A 17,691-nucleotide genomic window follows, 5' to 3' on the forward strand; every position below is an offset into this window, starting at 1 on the left:
AAGATGTTCAATAACTGAACTTGCTGTAAAACAATAGCTTACATTGTTTTTGGTGAGCATTTTATCGCCCAAATATGCTCACCGAATTGCTCACCATTTTTTTGCAAAAAGATGAATAATTTGGTGTTTTTGGCAAACTAAAAAGCCTGTAAACATTTAATTTACAGGCTTTTAGTTGTTTTTGCATTAATTTCCGCGGAATGGACGGGACTCGAACCCGCGACCTCCTGCGTGACAGGCAGGCATTCTAACCAGCTGAACTACCACTCCGTGTTTGGGATTGCAAATATAGGGACTTATTTTCAACCCGCAAGTAAAATTGAAAATAAATTTACGCCATACTACCTTCCTGTAGTTTTTCTGCATTCTCGGCAAATTGCAGCGCTTCCATTATCTCCAACAGGTTACCGTTCATCACTTCGGGTAAGTTGTAGATAGTAAGGCCTATACGGTGTTCTGTCACGCGCCCTTGCGGGTAGTTATAGGTGCGTATCTTGGCCGACCTATCGCCGGTAGATACCATCGTTTTTCTTTTTTTCGAAATCACCTCCAGGTGTTTTTGCAGTTCCATCTCGTAAATCCTGGAGCGTAATACCTGCAAAGCCTTGTCATAATTCTTCAATTGCGATTTCTGGTCCTGGCACTGCGCCACAATCCCCGTAGGCAAGTGTGTTAACCTCACGGCAGAATAGGTGGTGTTTACCGATTGCCCGCCCGGTCCCGATGCGCAGAACAGATCCTTGCGGATATCGTTCACATGGATGTCCACATCAAACTCATCAGCCTCAGGCAGTACCACTACCGATGCGGCCGATGTATGTACCCTGCCCTGTGTTTCGGTATCAGGCACACGCTGTACCCGATGTACGCCCGATTCGTATTTCAGCGTGCCATAAGCATCCTCGGCCAAAACATTAAACACAATTTCCTTATAACCTCCCGCGGTGCCTTCGGTAAAGTCAACCAGTTCGGTTTTCCAGCCTTGTTTTTCGCAAAAGCGGATGTACATGCGGTAAAGATCGCCGGCAAACAGCGCGGCCTCGTCGCCGCCAGTACCGCCACGAATCTCCACAATAGCGTTGCGGCTATCTTCGGGGTCTTTCGGTATCAGCATCAGGCGGATCTTTTCTTCCAGCTCTTCCTGTTGTGGCAGCAGTTCATCCAGCTCAGCTTTGGCCATCTCCCTGAACTCATCGTCCTTTTCGGTAGCTAAAATCTCACGGTTGCTGTCAATGTTACTCATTACGTTGTAGTAAATGTTGTATTGCTCCACAACCTTGGTGAGGTCCTTATATTCTTTATTCATCTGGGCAAAACGCTTCATGTCCTTCATAATATCCGGACTACTCAATTCGCGCTCCACATCTTGCCAGCGTTCTTTTATAGCTTCTAACTTATCTAACATAAATCAATTGTTGTTATTGGTTACCTCGTTTTGCTTTGGCCTATCGGGCTATAGCACAACTTGATAACAATTTGCAAAAATAAACACTTTTTCCGGTAATATGGTATCAACCACGCCCATAGCATGGCATTATTGACACACGCATGAGAAGCCCCGCATTACCCGTGTGGCGAGCGCTAAAGGCTGGCCGACGTAAACTCGTTAAATAGTCGCTCCAGCGTATCGTTATCCAGGCTTTTATCACCCTGCACAAAGCGGTATTTTAAGCTTAGCTGTTTGCCCTGCGGCAGGCGGAAGTTCAATTTTTCGGCCCCATGGGTAAATACCTCGGCACCCAAAGGGTTGATCGACATTAAACCATAGCTGCGTGCAAGCCAAAAAGCCGGGTAATTTAAATTTTGAGGGTTATCCATCAAAGCCAGTGTCACCGGCTCGGTATGTACACTCCCCGTTAACTTAACCCATTTAGCCCGTTTAGCAAAAACCGCTTCGCCCTGTATGCCCTGGCTGTTGGTATAGTGGCCGGTAAGAGGTATCGAGTCGGTGGCCATTTTTTTATCCTGTAATATAGCGCTCTCCAGCGATGTTACGGGCTGGCCCAGCTCCGTGGCTACCCTAATTGCATAAAGTCCGTCCTTGGCGTCTTTAAACTCGGTATTCACAAGCGCCTTCAGGGTAATATACCGGTCAATAATGCGCAGGCCCTTATCCACCTTAAAAACAAAAACCGAAGTTTCTTCCAACACCGCTTTGGCGCCCGGGTTATACCATTTAGATAAAATGGTCAGGCTGCCCTTGCCGTCGCCATTGCTAATGTTCAAAATCTTTTGCAGCCTGATGGTGCCATAAGCACGACTAACAGTATCAACCCCCGGCGAATTATTCCAGTAGTCGGCCCCGTTCACATTGCTGTAGCTAAACCACAGGCCCACCTGGTGCGCATAATCCGTCCGGTCTTTAACCTGGGGCACAATAGGCCAGCCGCGGGTTATCATATTTTTTTGGGCGGTATAAATCGGGAAAAGGGTTGGCCGTTTCAAGCTGTCGGCGTACAGTAGCGATGTAAATAACTCGCCCCCAATGGTAATATCAATGCGCTTTTTGGCAGGTACCGAAACTATTTTAACATAATCGGCTTGATGTGCGCCCTGCGCCGATAGGCTATAAAGCAAGGCTATCCCAATTGCAATTTTAAACTTTATCACTCTTCTCAAAATATTTTAACTCCAGTTTTTGCCCATCAAAAACCGCGTACGAAAAATAGTTCACCCATTCGCCCAGGTTAATATAACGGCTTTGCCCGTCTAAATCAATATCCAAAGGCAGGTGTCGGTGCCCAAACACCAGGTAATCATAATGCTTAACCTTCAGCTGCTCGCGGCTAAAAGCCACCAGCCATTCCTGCTCAATGTTTTTGCGCACCTCGTTATGCCCCTGCACAATGCGGCTATGCTGCGACCATCTATTAGCAATCCCTACGCCAAAGTTAGGGTGTACCCGCTCAAACAGCCACTGGCACAACCGGCTGCGGAAAAACTTTTTCAGCAATTTGTACTTTGCATCACCCGGCCCAAGGCCATCGCCGTGGTGCAGGTAAAACTTTTTACCGTTTCGCTCAATTTCCAACTCATCATTAATCATGGTGGCGTTCAACTCTTTTTTAAAGTAGTCAAACATCCACATGTCGTGGTTGCCTTTAAACAGGTACAGTTTAACACCCGCGTCGGTCAGTTCGGCCAGTTTACCAAACAGGCGGATGTAGCCTTTGGGCACCACCGTGGTATACTCGAACCAAAAGTCGAAAATATCGCCCATCAAAAATAATTCGGAGGCATCTGCCTTAATCTGGTCTAACCAGCGCACAATCTTATCCTCGCGCGCACGGCTCGAAATATAGTCCGGTACCCCCAAATGAAAGTCGGAAGCAAAATACAGTTTATAACGGCTGGTCATTAAAGCCAAAAGTAATTGTTTTTAGCGGTTGATTATAATGATTTTTGATCACTGATTATGAGATGATTTTTGTGATTACACTGATGCCTGGCTTGTTCGATGTGATTTTTGACCGCTGATTTTTAATGATTAGTGTGATTACGCTGATGCACTGTCTGATTTTTGACCACTGATTATTAGATGATTTTTTTGATTACACTGATGCCTGGGGGGGCAGGATGGTTGTTTGCACCAGTGCCGCGTTCTATGTCATGGGTGCAGCAATACAAGCAAAATTTGGGCATTGCCTGCGGCCCGCGCTTTCCGTTGCAAGTCCTCATTACGCTCCGCTTCATTCCGGGCTCATATCTTTACACTGCAATCGCTAATGCTCAACCCACCGCATCGCCCCCAACCCTCTAAACCCCGCATTCGTGAAAATTCGTTTTATTCGTGTAATTCGTGCTAATTAAATTCGTTCCTATTCGTGTTAATTAAATTAATCCTTCATCCCATTCGTGAAAATTCGTTCTTATTCGTGAAATTCGTGTTAATCTGTACTTTATGAACTATCCTCAAACAAAAAAAGATACCACCATAACCACCTACTTCAACACGCCCGTGCCCGACCCCTACCGCTGGCTGGAGAACGACGAAGCCGACGATACCAAAGCCTGGGTAATTGAACAAAACAAGACAACGCAGGACTATCTATCGCAAATTCCTTATCGCGAAAGCATCCGCCAAAGGCTCGAAAACTTGTGGAACTATGAAAAATATGGCGCGCCCTTTAAAGAAGGCCGCTACACCTATTTTTATAAAAACGATGGTTTGCAAAGTCAATCCGTTTTATACCGGCAGTTGGAAGAGGACGAACCCGAAGTATTTTTAGACCCTAATACCTTCTCCATCGACGGTACCACATCGCTGGGCGGTATTGATTTCAACAAAGATGGCAGCTTATGCGCTTACCAGCTCTCGGTCGGCGGGTCCGACTGGCGCGACGTAGTGGTGATGGATGCCGAAAGCAAAACCCAGATTGGCGAGATTTTAACCAACATTAAGTTTAGCGGTATAGCCTGGAAAGCCAACGAAGGCTTTTACTACAGCACTTATGATAAACCCGATGCAGGCAGCCAACTCTCGGGCCTAACCCAATACCATCAGCTCTACTTTCACCGGTTAAATACACCACAAAAGGATGATGTATTGATTTTTGGAGGCACCGCAACACCGCGCCGTTACATTGGCGGTTATTTAACCGAAGATGAGCGTTACCTGGTGATCACCGCCGCCACATCAACAACCGGCAACGAATTATATTTACAAGACGTAAGCCAGCCCGGCAGCTCCATCATTACGCTGGTAGATAATTTTGATACCGAAAGCCACGTAATTGATAACATTGGCAGCAAGCTATACGTCTTTACCAACCTGCATGCGCCCAACTATAAAATAGTTACCGCCGAAGCCGACAAAGCTACGCCCGACTATTGGGCCGACCTGGTACCCGAAACCGCGAATGTTTTAAGCGCGGGTACAGCTGGGGGCAAACTTTTCGCTCAGTACTTAAAAGATGCTACCTCGTTGGTAATGCAATACAACATGGATGGCCACCTGGAACGCAGTATCGAACTGCCCGGCGTGGGTACCGCCACCGGCTTCAGCGCCAAAAAAACGGAAGTGGAGTTGTATTATACCTTCACATCATACACCTATCCAACCACCATTTTTAAATACCACATTGCAAGCGGCGCTTCTGAGTTATATAAAAAATCAGGCGCAAAATTCAATCCGGAGCTTTACGAATCAAAACAGGTATTTTACCATTCAAAAGATGGCACCCGTGTACCAATGATCATCACCCATAAAAAAGGCATTGAATTGAATGGCAAAAACCCGACGTTATTGTATGCTTACGGTGGCTTTGGTGTGAGCCTAACACCCGCTTTCAGCCTGTCTAACATCATTCTGCTCGAGCAGGGCGGTGTGTACGCGGCCCCTAATATTCGCGGTGGCGGCGAGTATGGCGAAACCTGGCACCTGGCCGGCACAAAAATGCAGAAGCAGAATGTATTTGACGATTTTATTGCCGCTGCCCAATACCTCATCGATAAACAATACACCTCGCCTGATTATCTGGCCATAGCGGGCGGCTCAAACGGCGGCTTGCTGGTGGGCGCCGTCGTCACCCAGCGTCCCGATCTGTTTAAGGTAGCGCTTCCTGCGGTAGGTGTTTTAGATATGCTGCGCTATAACGAGTTTACAGCCGGAGCAGGCTGGGCATACGATTATGGCACCGCACAAGATAGCGAAGAGATGTTTAAATACCTGTTGAACTACTCGCCATACCACGCCCTGAAACCCGGCAGCTACCCCGCCACCCTAATAACCACCGCCGACCACGACGACCGTGTGGTGCCCGCCCACTCCTTCAAGTTTGCAGCACGCCTGCAAGAATACCAAATCGGCGAAGCACCCACCCTGATCCGCATAGAAACCAAGGCAGGCCACGGAGCAGGCAAATCTACCGCCCAGATCATCAGCGAAGCGGCAGATAAATGGGCTTTTATGTTTGTAAATATGGGGGTTGGGTTTGAAGGATAAATTAATTCAATTTAATCTAAAATGTTTTCATCTCGGAGGGAGAGATCTTTTGCGCGAGCTGAGTTTCCAGTAGACCAATCGAATGCAAAAGACTCCTCCCTCCGGTCCGAATGACACTGGCTTAAAAAGGCATCTAAAGGAAATAGTCAATTCGAATTAAATTCAATCTAAAACGTTGTCATCTCGACCGTAGGGAGAGATCTTTTGCGCGAGCTAAGTTTCCAGTAGACCAATCGAATGCAGAAGATTCCTCCCTCCGGTCGGAATGACAATGGGTTAAAGAGGCTTCGAAATTGATGGCGACATACCCAAGCGCTATAAATCTTCTTACCATCGGTCAAACTAAACTTTACACCACTACATGCCCACTCATCGCCGCTATCGCTCCAAAATAAAACAACATAGACCCTGCGCTGATAAAATTCATCCGCATGGCATTTTTATAGTTGGCATTGGTTGTTGAAACCCCAACCTGGTAAAACCACCAGTTAAAAAATACAAACGGCGGGGCCGAGCAAATTAAAAAAAAGTAAAAGTAATCCAGCATATCACGTTGTTGCCAATAAAAAAACGACAGCAAAACCCCGCTTGCAAACAATGCTCCAGATAATATAAAAGAGCCCTTATAGCCCAGTAAAATACTGATGGTGATGTCGCCCCGGCGGCTATCTTCGTGATGCTGATAGATCTGCGTTAAAGGGTATGAAGCGCCGATGAGGCAGGAACAAATCGCTCCGGCTATAACCCTGTCACCCGTCCAGGCGCTAAACAGACTGGTATTACTCAGTGCTGTATAGGTAGTATAATAAACAAAGCATCCCTGGAAAATAAATACTGTTAAAAAGCTGATGATGGGGTACTTTTTGAGCCGCGTTTTGGGGTGGCTGTATAGTTTCGACATGATGCCATAAAGTAACACCGCGCAGGCAAACTCCCAACTAACGATGAATCCTAATAAAAACCCCAGAACCTCAAGCAACAGCGAGAAATAATACAAACTGATATCAACCACGGGCGGCTTATCCAACAGGCCGATACTTTCTTCGTCCTTATCAAAATAACTGTTATAGCCATTACTGGCCGGGAACGCCAGCAGGTGCCATACTAAAAATACCAGTAAGGCGTTTAGCGGGTTAATAGCTACAGACTGGCTATAGGCAAATAAATACACCGGCATTAAAAACAACGAGAAAACAAAGCGTAAATGTGCGATGGCAGAACGGCTGGGTATGAGCGATTGTAAAAATTGCATGCACTAATGTAACAATACCGTTTGTAAATTGTTAGTTTGGTACTATTGTTAAACCTGTAAAAAAATGAAGAAACTATTTTTCTATATGGCATGCGTGTGCTTCAGCACATTGGCATTTGCACAAACCAAACAAACGGTAACCCAATCAACCGTTACCTACGAAGTTAAAAACATGGGCTTTAAGTCGAGCGGCAAGCTTGGCGGCCTCGAAGCTACCATCTTATTTGACAAGGATCATTTGGCCAGTAGTAGTATTGAGGCTTCGGTTGATACTAAAACCATCGACTCGGATAACGACATGCGCGATAATCATCTTAAAAAGGAAGAATATTTTGATGTGGAGCATTACCCAAAAATCACGATGAAGTCGGTTTCCTTTAAACAAAAAGGCGGAAGCAACTATACCGGCGATTTTAACGTAACTATTAAAGGCAAAACAAAACTCATTCAATTACCTTTTACGTATATCACATCAGGCAGTACGGCCATTTTTAAAGGAAGTTTCAAAATTAACCGCCTTGATTTTGCCATAGGCGATAAAAGCGTGGTGTTATCAAACGAAGTTACGGTATCTTTAAACGTCGAGACTGCTTTTTAAAAACAAACAAACAATGGGCAGTTGCATCAGTGCCATAGGCACGGCTAATCCTCAATACCGTATAACACAACAAACCATTTACCAATTTATGGTAAATGCATTTGGATTGGACAGCAATAACGCCGCGAGGCTCAAACAAATTTATGATGGCTCGGGCATAGATTGGCGGCACTCGGTAATTCCCGATTTTTCTTTTGACGATCCTGCCCAAAATATTTTCTTCGGCAAGTCTGCCAACCTCGAACCTTTTCCCGGTACCCGGCAGCGCCTTAGCCTGTATCAGCAAACTGCCGTTCATGTTGCCGCCGAGGCTGCGCGCGAGTGCTTCAGCGCGTTTAACGAAGATATAGCGCCCACCATAACCCACCTGGTTACTGTAAGCTGTACCGGTATGTACGCCCCCGGAATTGATATTGAGCTGGTTGAAAAACTGGGCCTTAACCGCCGTACCGAGCGTACCTGCATTAATTTTATGGGCTGCTACGGCGCCATTAACGCGCTTAAAGCGGCCGATTATATTTGCAGGGCCGATGCCAACGCCCGTGTATTGGTAATCAGCGTGGAGCTTTGCACCCTGCATTTTCAAAAGGCAAATACCTTAGATAACTGGGTGGCCAACTCCTTATTTTCAGACGGTGCGGCAGCGGTATTGGTAGAACATGAATCAAAACGCCCCCGTAACAGGCCTTGCCTGTTATTAAATCATTTTTACTCGGAGTTTATCCCTGAAGGGGCCGGTGATATGGGTTGGTACGTGGGCGATTTCGGCTTCGAGATGAAGCTCACGTCCAAAGTTTCCAGGCATATTAAAAAACACATTAAGCCCTTAACTGAGCATGTATTGCAAAGTGCGGGTTTAAGCTTTGAGCAGATCGATATTTTTGCCATGCACCCCGGCGGCAGGAGCATCCTGGAAGCTATCGAAGAAGCCTTAGCTATCCCCCCGGCTGCTAACGAGCTGGCTTATCAAACGCTGCGCGAGCACGGCAATATGTCGTCGGCAACGATATTGTTTGTATTACAAAAAATTCTGCAATCGGCGCCGGATGGGGGTCAGAAAATTTTGAGTTTTGCCTTTGGTCCCGGTTTAACTGTTGAAGGAATGATATTGGAAACCGGCAAATGAATGATGTAATTATAGTTGGCGGCGGCTTGGCCGGCTTGTTCAATGCCTTGCTATTGAACAGGGCCGGCTTGCAGGTAACCGTAATTGAGCGCAAAAGCTACCCCTTCCACCGGGTATGCGGCGAATATGTATCCAACGAGGTTATACCCTTTTTATCCGGTTTGGATATCGACCTGAGCCAGCTTGACGTTGCCCGCATTAAGCGCCTGGAGGTAACCGCAGTATCGGGCACCGTGCTCTCCAAAAAACTCGACCTCGGCGGCTTCGGTTTAAGCCGCTATACTTTTGATCATTACCTGTACAAAAAAGCATCTGCCGAAGGCGTTAATTTTTTACTGGATACCCGGGTTGAAAACATTGAATTTAAAGATGAACACTTTGAGGTCAACATCCCCGGCAGGGTATTAACAGCGCCCCTGGTTATAGGCTCATTCGGTAAGCGCTCCAATCTCGACCAAAAGCTAAAGCGCGATTTTTTTTACAAACGTAGCCCCTACCTGGCCGTTAAGTTTCATATCCGCGCCGATTTTCCGGACGATGTGATCCAGCTTAATAATTATAAAGATGGCTACTGCGGTGTGAGCAAAATTGAGGCCGACCGTTATTGCATGTGCTACCTGGCCCACCGCGACGATCTGCGCCGGTATGGCAATTTACAGGAACTGGAGAAAAATATCATCTGCCAGAACCCTTACCTCAAAAAACTTTTTGATACAGCGGAATTTTTGCTGGATAAACCGGAGGTGATTAACGAAATATCTTTCGAAAAAAAGCACCCGGTTGAGAACCATATTTTAATGAGCGGTGATACCGCAGGCATGATAGCGCCGCTTTGCGGCAACGGCATGACGATGGCTATCCACTCGGCTAAGATCCTGTCTGCCATTATTCTGCAACATTACAAACCCCATGATTTTAATCCGCGACAGCGCCTCCGGATTGAAAATGCCTATACAGCGCAATGGGAAAGCAATTTTGCCCGCAGGCTCTGGATTGGGCGGCAATTACAGCGGATATTCGGCGCCAACGCCATGACCACCCTGAGCTTGAAAACCCTGAATGCGCTGCCGCCATTGGCCGATTACCTGATTAGTAAAACACACGGACAACCTTTTTCCTGATGATACCTAACCTGCGCAAACGCGCCTCCGAGGCCGAAATAATGGACGACTTTAGTTTACCGGCCCACGAGGTTGTACCTGTTTTAAAAGGGCTGGAAAAAATGAATGCTTTATTTGGCGGACATAATACGCTCATCAAGGCATTGAAAAAGATTCCCCTAAAGGGTGGTGACCATCTGAGCGATTGGGGGTGCGGCGGGGGAGATGCTTTACGCGCTATAGCTCAATGGGCCAATAAAACGGGGCTACAGGTACAACTAACGGGCGTTGATGCCACGCCATCGGCCGTGGCTTTTGCAAGAGAGCGGGCTTCTGCTTACCCTAACATTAATTTTATTTTAAGCGATGTAATGGCCCCCGCTCTGTTAACAAATCAGTTTGACATTGTTTTTTCGAGTTTGTTCAGCCATCATTTTAAAGATGACGAATGGGTTGCGTTGGTGAAAAAAATGCTTGCCTGTAGTAAAAAAGCCGTCATTATAACCGATCTGCATCGTCACTGGGTACTCTATTATGCTGTTTGGGCAATAGCGCACATCTTTACCAAAAGCAAAATGGCCCGGTTTGACGGTCCCTTATCCGTACGCCGCAGCTTTAAAAAAACTGAACTGGTTAAACTTTTAAGTCGTGCTGGGTTAACAAATTATGAAATCAGCTGGAAATGGGCTTTTAGATGGCAGCTGATCGTTTACAAATCGTAACTTTACGTTCATATCTAAATTAAAAATTCCTGAAACTGAAAATATGAAACTCCGTGTACTTGTTTTGATTAATGCGCTGGCTGTAGCTATCACCATCTCTATCGTGAATTACTACTTCAGGCATAACTGGTACGATGTGATGATCACTTTTTCGGCAAGCTTTGTGAGCAGCTTTATTTTTATTTACTACCTGATAGAGAAATACATTGTTGCCAAAATCAAGATCATTTATAAGCTGATCCACAATTTAAAGTTAGGCAAAGACCTGAAAGATGCCATTGGCGACCACGTAACGTCAGACCCTATTAACGATGTGGAGAAGGACGTGAAGGAATGGGCCAAGCAAAAGAAATCGGAAATTGAGGACCTGAAAAAACAGGAACAATTTAGGCGCGATTTTTTATCCAACGTTTCGCACGAGTTTAAAACGCCACTTTTTGCCATACAGGGCTATATTGAAGCCTTGCAGGATGATATGGACGACCCGGTGATGGTGAAACAGTTTTTGGAGAAGGCATCAAAAAACGTAGACCGTTTGAGTTATCTGGTGAAGGATCTGGACGAGATCTCGAAGCTGGAATCGGGAGAGATACCGATCAATTACGTTAAATTCAAGATCAACGACCTGATTAAGGAGGTGATGGAATCGCTTGAAATGAAGGCCGTTCAGCATAAAATCAAGCTGTCTTATAAAGATAAATACGATGAGCCCATTTTGGTAACCGCTGACAGGGAAAAAATAAGGCAGGTGCTTGTAAACCTGATTGACAATTCGTTTAAATACGGCAAAGAGAACGGCAACACTTCCATCAGGCTTTACGACCTGCACGACCAGGTATTGGTTGAAGTTACCGACGACGGTATCGGCATCGAAGAAAAATACCTACCTCGTTTGTTTGAGCGGTTTTTCCGTACCGATAGCAGCCGTTCGAGGCAGATAGGCGGATCAGGTTTGGGCCTGGCTATCGTGAAACATATTATCGAATCGCACCAGCAAACCATTAACGTGCGCAGTACCGAAGGATTAGGCTCAACATTTGGGTTTACTTTACAAAAGGCTCGCCAGATGCCCTTTCCGGTATTACCCGTATTGAAAAGTTAATATAAACTTAATAGTTGCCACTTACATTTGCCACCACATAAATTATCACAATGTCATTAAACACCATATTTCAATACTTTGTTCCAAAAGACAGAAAGGTTTTTTTTCCTTTATTTGAGCAGGCTGCCGCTAACGTAGTAACCATGGCCCAAATGCTGGTTGACGCAGTTGGCCAGCCGGAGCAAAAAACCAGGAACGAAATGTACAACCAGATAGATAAGCTGGAAAATATTGGTGACGAAATTACCCACCAGATATACCTGGAACTGAGCAAAAACTTCATTACTCCTTTTGACAGGGAAGATATAGCTGCGCTGACCAGCGCTATTGACGATGTTGCAGATTACATTAACGGCTCGGCCAACCGGATGCTTTTATACAATATTGACGAGATAACCGAACCCATTCGCAAGTTATCAGACCTGATATTGCATGGCTGTACTGAAATGGAGAAAGCCATTAAAGAATTAAAGGACTTAAAAAATGTACGCAACATTGCCGATTGCTGCGTTAGGATTAACAGCATAGAAAACCAGGCCGACGATGTATTTGACCGAGCCGTTGCCGACTTGTTTTTATACGAACGCGATGCCGTAAAGCTAATTAAGTACAAAGAAGTATTGGCTAATTTGGAAACAGCTACCGATATGTGCGAGGATGTGGCCAACGTGGTGGAAACCATTTTAGTTAAAAACGCCTAAGCATGACCTTGTTGCTGGTTGTTGTTATTGCTCTTGCTATTTGTTTTGATTTTATAAACGGTTTCCACGATGCGGCAAACTCCATTGCCACGGTTGTGTCTACCAAGGTGCTTAGTCCGCTGCAGGCTGTGTTATGGGCGGCGGCTTTTAACTTTTTAGCTTATTTTGTGGTTAAGGATCATAAAGTAGCCAATACCGTGGCCCAAACGGTTTTTGAGCATTTTATAACGCTCCATGTAATATTGGCCGGGCTGGTAGCCGCCATTACCTGGAACCTGATTACCTGGTGGTTTGGTATCCCTTCAAGTTCCTCGCATACGCTGATTGGCGGATTTGCAGGCGCCGGGATGACCAATGCCCTGTTTATGCACGAGAATGCTTTTCATGCCGTTAACTCGGGCCCTATCATCAAAATAGTGGCCTTTATATTTTTAGCTCCCGTTATTGGCAGCATCATAGGCTTTGCGATTAATGCTACAATTTTACACCTCTGTAAAAATACACGCCCATCTAAGGCCGAAGTGTGGTTTAAGCGTTTGCAACTCATCTCGTCCGGAGCGCTAAGTTTTGCCCATGGCGGTAATGATGCCCAAAAGGTAATGGGGATTATCTATCTGGCCCTTGTTGCAGGGAAAGTTATCGATAACAAGGCCCCCATGCCCGAGTGGATTCCGCTGGCCTGTTATTCGGCCATTGCTTTCGGAACCATGTCTGGCGGATGGAAAATTGTAAAAACAATGGGATCTAAAATTACCAAAGTTACTCCTCTCGAAGGCTTTAGCGCCGAAACTGCGGGCGCTGTTACCCTTTTTGTTACCGAACGTTTCGGAATCCCTGTTTCTACCACCCACACCCTAACCGGTTCCATCATCGGCGTTGGTTTAACCAAACGTGTTTCGGCTGTGCGCTGGGGCATCACCATCAACCTCATCTGGGCCTGGATCATCACCATCCCAATCTCGGCGCTGATAGCCGGTTTGGTATTCGCTATTGTGAGGAATATGTGAGTTATTTACGGGTAACTAATTCCGCGTGTCCGGAAAAAACAGGAATGACATAAAGAGCGCGTTGATCAATTAGTTAGTACTTAATCTTATAATAAGTTCTTGTTAAGTTGTTGATTGTCAATACGATTATTGTCGAAATTTTGTCATCCCGACGTGAGGAGGGATCTTCTAAAAGCGTTAAGTATGCATCATATTAGGTGCACTTATTATCAATGTGCTTATTTGCTCCGACAATCAGTATTCTTAATTTAGAGCATCGGCACGCTCAATCGCCGCGTGAAGGGCTGTTACTTTTGTCTTGACACACAAGTAACCAAAAAGTCAAGACTGCCCGATCCTTCCGCCCACAGGCCAGCTCCCGGCCCGGCGTGCAGTCTGGCTTTTGCGCACTTTTCTTTCTGCGCTTGGTAATCTATAAGGTTCAAACGTCATCCCTGTTTTTCCCGGTTGGCCGGGTCCATTACTTATAATGGCAATACTATTAATCGAACCACCTACAATAACCTAACAACCAATACACCCAATAACCACCCTCAAAATTCAATATGCGCCCTGATGGAGAATACGTTCACCGGGCCACGGTCGGCATTGTAGGCTGGGTTTTGTACAAACTGGTAATCGCCGGATACCACCAGGTTTTTATTGAGCCTGGCGCTGTAGTAGGCCTCTAAAATATCTTCAGTTTTATAATTGCTTAGTTGGCCGTCGCCTATAATAAAGCCGTATCCGCCTATGTTTAAAAAGTCGCGGTGGTCTTTTGATATGCCGTTAATTACGCCGGCAATGCCAAAATTATCTTCGGGCCGGTGCCATGATGCTCCGGTATAATTCAGGCCCAGGCTAATACTGCGATCAATTTCGGTAAAGGCCCAGGTGGCTGTTTTGCCATCATTCCAGCTGCTTCTGAAAAACGCGCCCAGGCTTTTAGTCAGTTCCTGCTCGGCATTAATACCTATACCATATTTTGCATGGCCATAGTCTTTGCCGTTTATCACATCCAAGGATACATCGGTTTTATTCAAGTAATTATTAATTACATCCCGGTAAACCGGAGCCTTGCTTACATTGCGGAACAATAACAAATTAACCTTGCCTTTATGGCTGTTTAGACTGATGTTTTTGGTGAATTCGACCGTGCTGCTGTAAGCATCCCAAAAATGGTAATCAAAATCGGGGCCGTTGGCATAGGTACCAACAAGCGTACCTGCCGCCCTTACCTCCCACGACGGGGTAATATATTCAAGCACAATGCCATCAGTATAGCCACGGGTGTTGGCTGGGTAGTCCCAGGCGCCATTGCCCATTAACGACCAATTGAGAAACTGGCTTCGCGGATCGTGGCTGTAGCTGTTGTTATCAAACAGGTCAGACAGGGCGAACTTACCCGCCGTGATCACTATCCTTTTGGTTGGAACGTATTCTTTGAGCTGATTGTTATCCGATTGAACCAGTTCCTCATCCTTGGTTAAGGCAATGTACTGGCGCAAAAATAACCTACCCAGGTATAAAGCCGGTGACGGATTGCCTATCCTGAAGGTTTCGCCATTGCTAAACCCGGCTATACCACGGGCCGAGCTAATACCGCTCCCACCCGAAACTTCGGGATTAAAATAAACTGCCGCGCCTTTCCAAAGTTTTCGGCCAATAAACAGCGTAGTAGTTAAACTTAAAGCTTCCTCCGAATCGCTGGTTAAACTATTTGTCCCCGAATAAGGCGATTTAAATGAGGGGTGACTTTGATCGATAACAGTTAACTGAAAATGCGAATTCCATTTTTCAGTTGAATCCGGCGAATGAGTATTCTGCGCTGTTGCGCAATAAGATATAAAAAACAGTATGATAAAAGAGTAAATTTTCTTCATGGTTATTTGCTATACAGTAATTACTTAAATAAGTTTGCACGTTATTTTGTTAGGCAAATCTAACATTAAATTTAGATAAGTCTAAATTTAATGTTAGATTTTTTTCGTTTTGTCTATCATGCCTCTTATCCTTTAATCAGCCCCCTAACATCAACCTTAAACATATTTGGGAAATTAATTGCTAAACATCAATTAATCACTATTTTTGCCTAACATATAAATTACTATGAGTCATCAGCACCAGCATCAGGAAGAAGAACAAAAAAGCTACGCTTACCTATATTATGTGATTGGTTTAGTTTTTGGATTAATAACCGGTTTCGTTATTGATAAAGACTTTATCTGGATCCCCATTGGTGGCGTATTAGGTTTACTTACAGCGGCTTTTTTTGCCAACGTTGTGGCCCGCAGCAGTGAGAAAGGCTGAGCCGGATCTTCCCCCGTTCATATCTAACTGGAACCAGTTTTATGCTATTATTATTTCATGGCTGGTTCTGTTAATTTTAGTATTTTGGCTCATCACCAAATATTTTGAATGAGCCTTACCGACTGGATTGTTCTTGTTGCTACCATCTTTGCCATTGTTTTATATGGTACATGGAAAAGCAGGGGCAGCAAAAATATTAACAACTATCTTCTTGGCGATCAGTCCATGCCGTGGTATACGGTAGGGCTTTCGGTTATGGCTACACAGGCCAGCGCCATTACCTTTTTATCGGCCCCTGGCCAGGCTTATGCCGACGGGATGCGCTTTGTGCAGTTCTACTTCGGCCTGCCGCTGGCCATGATTGTGCTCTGCATCACCTTTGTCCCTATCTTCCACCGCCTCAAAGTATTTACAGCTTATGAGTACCTGGAACAACGCTTTGATTTAAAAACCCGCGCACTCACCGCTTTTTTATTTTTGATTCAACGCGGTCTTTCAACTGGTATCACCATTTACGCGCCATCGCTCATTTTATCAGCCATCCTGCATATCAACATTACCTATACTACCTTGTTTATCGGCGGCATTGTAATTTGTTATACCGTGTATGGAGGCACCAAGGCGGTATCATACACGCAAATGCTGCAAATGAGCATTATATTTGCAGGTTTGTTTGTTGCCGGGGTAATGGTATTTAAATTATTACCCGAGGGAACCGGCTTTGTGCGTACTTTAAAGCTGGCCGGTAAAATGGGCCGGATGAACGTGATCGACTGGAAATTTGATATGAACAACCGTTACAATATCTGGAGCGGTATTATCGGTGGTTTCTTTTTGCAGCTTTCTTATTTCGGTACCGACCAGAGCCAGGTGGGGCGATATTTAACCGGAAGCTCTATTGGCCAGAGCCGCTTGGGGCTTATTATGAATGGCCTGGTAAAAATACCTATGCAGTTTTTAATTTTACTGATTGGGGTATTGGTATTTGCCTTTTACCAGTTTAACCAGCCGCCCGTATTTTTTAATAATTACCAGGTTGAGCAAATTAAAAGAGGCCCTTATGCGGCAGATTTCAACCAGATTGAGCAGCAGTACAGCACGGCCTTTCAACAGAAGAGAACTAAAACAGAGCTACTGGTGGCAGCCCTGGATACACATGATCAGCAAAAGATCAATATTGCGCAAAGCGATTTAAAAGCCGCGGATAAGCAAACAGGCATCATCCGCGAAAGCGCTATCGCCCTAATGAAAAAGAGCGACCCACAAAGCGATCCTAACGATACCAATTATGTGTTTCTCACCTTTGTTACGCATTACCTGCCCAAAGGTTTAATTGGCTTGCTTATTGCCATCATCTTTTTGGCCTCCATGGGTTCTATGGCCAGTGCGCTCAATTCGCTGGCATCAACAACCGTGGTGGATATTTATAAAAGAATGATCAACCCAAACGCCACCGAAAAAAACTATATGCTGGCATCCCGCTCGGCAACTATTTTATGGGGACTGGTTTGCATTGGCATGGCCCTTTACGCCAGCCACCTGGGTAATTTATTAGAAGCCGTGAACCAGTTAGGATCGTACATTTATGGCACCATCCTGGGCGTTTTTGTGGTAGCATTTTACATCAAACAGGTAAAAGGCCAGGCTGTATTTATAGCCGCCGTAATTACCGAGATCGTCATCTGCATTTGCGGGTATTATAATGTGGTAGCTTATTTATGGCTTAACGCGATAGGTTGCTTATTGGTAATCGGGATAGCCTTGATTGCTTCGATTTTTGAGGGGAAGGGGGAAAAGTCCATGGTCGATGGTCAATAGTCCATGGTTTTTGACATTGATGGTTCATAAAT

At 45.3% G+C, this 17,691-nt stretch carries 15 protein-coding genes and 1 tRNA gene; 10 read left to right on the forward strand and 6 right to left on the reverse strand.

Annotated features, from left to right (window positions below; all coding sequences use genetic code 11):
* Window positions 1–196: 196 nt before the first annotated feature.
* From MUCPA_RS13810 to MUCPA_RS13825, 4 genes are all read right to left on the reverse strand, one after another.
* A tRNA-Asp gene (locus MUCPA_RS13810) sits at window positions 197–270 on the reverse strand.
* Between the two features lie 61 nt (window positions 271–331).
* Window positions 332–1,405 carry a peptide chain release factor 1 gene (prfA, locus tag MUCPA_RS13815; protein WP_008507155.1) on the reverse strand — a complete coding sequence of 358 codons (1,074 nt, stop codon included), beginning with the start codon at window positions 1,403–1,405 and terminating at the stop codon, window positions 332–334.
* 176 nt (window positions 1,406–1,581) lie between these two features.
* Window positions 1,582–2,610 (reverse strand): DUF6807 domain-containing protein, encoded by a 1,029-nt coding sequence (locus MUCPA_RS13820; RefSeq protein WP_008507156.1) that lies wholly within the window; start codon window positions 2,608–2,610, stop codon window positions 1,582–1,584.
* Window positions 2,597–3,358, reverse strand: coding sequence for a UDP-2,3-diacylglucosamine diphosphatase (locus tag MUCPA_RS13825; protein WP_008507157.1), 762 nt, complete (start codon window positions 3,356–3,358; stop codon window positions 2,597–2,599). The genes MUCPA_RS13820 and MUCPA_RS13825 overlap by 14 nt, the downstream gene beginning before the upstream one ends.
* Before the next feature lie 543 nt (window positions 3,359–3,901).
* Here MUCPA_RS13825 and MUCPA_RS13835 point away from each other — a divergent pair.
* Window positions 3,902–5,944 carry a prolyl oligopeptidase family serine peptidase gene (locus MUCPA_RS13835; protein ID WP_008507158.1) on the forward strand — a complete coding sequence of 681 codons (2,043 nt, stop codon included), beginning with the start codon at window positions 3,902–3,904 and terminating at the stop codon, window positions 5,942–5,944.
* Window positions 5,945–6,293: 349 nt separating this feature from the next.
* On the opposite strand, the gene MUCPA_RS13840 is transcribed toward MUCPA_RS13835, so the two are convergent.
* Window positions 6,294–7,196 (reverse strand): UbiA family prenyltransferase, encoded by a 903-nt coding sequence (locus tag MUCPA_RS13840; protein ID WP_008507159.1) that lies wholly within the window; start codon window positions 7,194–7,196, stop codon window positions 6,294–6,296.
* Window positions 7,197–7,260: 64 nt separating this feature from the next.
* Here MUCPA_RS13840 and MUCPA_RS13845 point away from each other — a divergent pair, with 64 nt between their 5' ends.
* From MUCPA_RS13845 to MUCPA_RS13875, 7 genes are read left to right on the forward strand one after another with little or no spacing between them, the layout of a single operon-like run.
* Window positions 7,261–7,794 carry a YceI family protein gene (locus MUCPA_RS13845; RefSeq protein ID WP_008507160.1) on the forward strand — a complete coding sequence of 178 codons (534 nt, stop codon included), beginning with the start codon at window positions 7,261–7,263 and terminating at the stop codon, window positions 7,792–7,794.
* Window positions 7,795–7,807: 13 nt separating this feature from the next.
* Window positions 7,808–8,920: a type III polyketide synthase gene (locus tag MUCPA_RS13850; RefSeq protein WP_008507161.1), complete on the forward strand. Its 1,113-nt coding sequence runs from the start codon at window positions 7,808–7,810 to the stop codon at window positions 8,918–8,920.
* Entirely contained in the window at window positions 8,917–10,041 is a 1,125-nt protein-coding gene (locus MUCPA_RS13855; RefSeq protein WP_008507162.1) for an NAD(P)/FAD-dependent oxidoreductase, read from the forward strand. The genes MUCPA_RS13850 and MUCPA_RS13855 overlap by 4 nt, the downstream gene beginning before the upstream one ends.
* Window positions 10,041–10,742, forward strand: coding sequence for a methyltransferase domain-containing protein (locus tag MUCPA_RS13860; RefSeq protein ID WP_008507163.1), 702 nt, complete (start codon window positions 10,041–10,043; stop codon window positions 10,740–10,742). The genes MUCPA_RS13855 and MUCPA_RS13860 overlap by 1 nt, the downstream gene beginning before the upstream one ends.
* Window positions 10,743–10,785: 43 nt before the next feature.
* Window positions 10,786–11,844 carry a sensor histidine kinase gene (locus MUCPA_RS13865; RefSeq protein ID WP_008507164.1) on the forward strand — a complete coding sequence of 353 codons (1,059 nt, stop codon included), beginning with the start codon at window positions 10,786–10,788 and terminating at the stop codon, window positions 11,842–11,844.
* A gap of 50 nt (window positions 11,845–11,894) precedes the next feature.
* Window positions 11,895–12,545, forward strand: a complete 651-nt coding sequence (locus MUCPA_RS13870) for a DUF47 domain-containing protein (protein WP_008507165.1) — start codon at window positions 11,895–11,897, stop codon at window positions 12,543–12,545.
* Window positions 12,546–12,547: 2 nt separating this feature from the next.
* Window positions 12,548–13,552: an inorganic phosphate transporter gene (locus tag MUCPA_RS13875; RefSeq protein ID WP_008507166.1), complete on the forward strand. Its 1,005-nt coding sequence runs from the start codon at window positions 12,548–12,550 to the stop codon at window positions 13,550–13,552.
* A gap of 533 nt (window positions 13,553–14,085) precedes the next feature.
* On the opposite strand, the gene MUCPA_RS13880 is transcribed toward MUCPA_RS13875, so the two are convergent.
* Window positions 14,086–15,414 carry a carbohydrate porin gene (locus MUCPA_RS13880; protein WP_008507167.1) on the reverse strand — a complete coding sequence of 443 codons (1,329 nt, stop codon included), beginning with the start codon at window positions 15,412–15,414 and terminating at the stop codon, window positions 14,086–14,088.
* A 226-nt stretch (window positions 15,415–15,640) separates the two neighbouring features.
* Here MUCPA_RS13880 and MUCPA_RS13885 point away from each other — a divergent pair, with 226 nt between their 5' ends.
* A complete protein-coding gene (locus tag MUCPA_RS13885) occupies window positions 15,641–15,841 on the forward strand; it encodes a hypothetical protein (RefSeq protein WP_008507169.1) in 201 nt (66 codons plus the stop codon).
* 108 nt (window positions 15,842–15,949) lie between these two features.
* Window positions 15,950–17,659, forward strand: coding sequence for a sodium:solute symporter (locus MUCPA_RS13890; RefSeq protein WP_008507170.1), 1,710 nt, complete (start codon window positions 15,950–15,952; stop codon window positions 17,657–17,659).
* Window positions 17,660–17,691 lie beyond the last annotated feature (32 nt).

Origin of the sequence: Mucilaginibacter paludis DSM 18603, from assembly GCF_000166195.2 — a bacterium.
GTDB classification, from domain to species: domain Bacteria; phylum Bacteroidota; class Bacteroidia; order Sphingobacteriales; family Sphingobacteriaceae; genus Mucilaginibacter; species Mucilaginibacter paludis.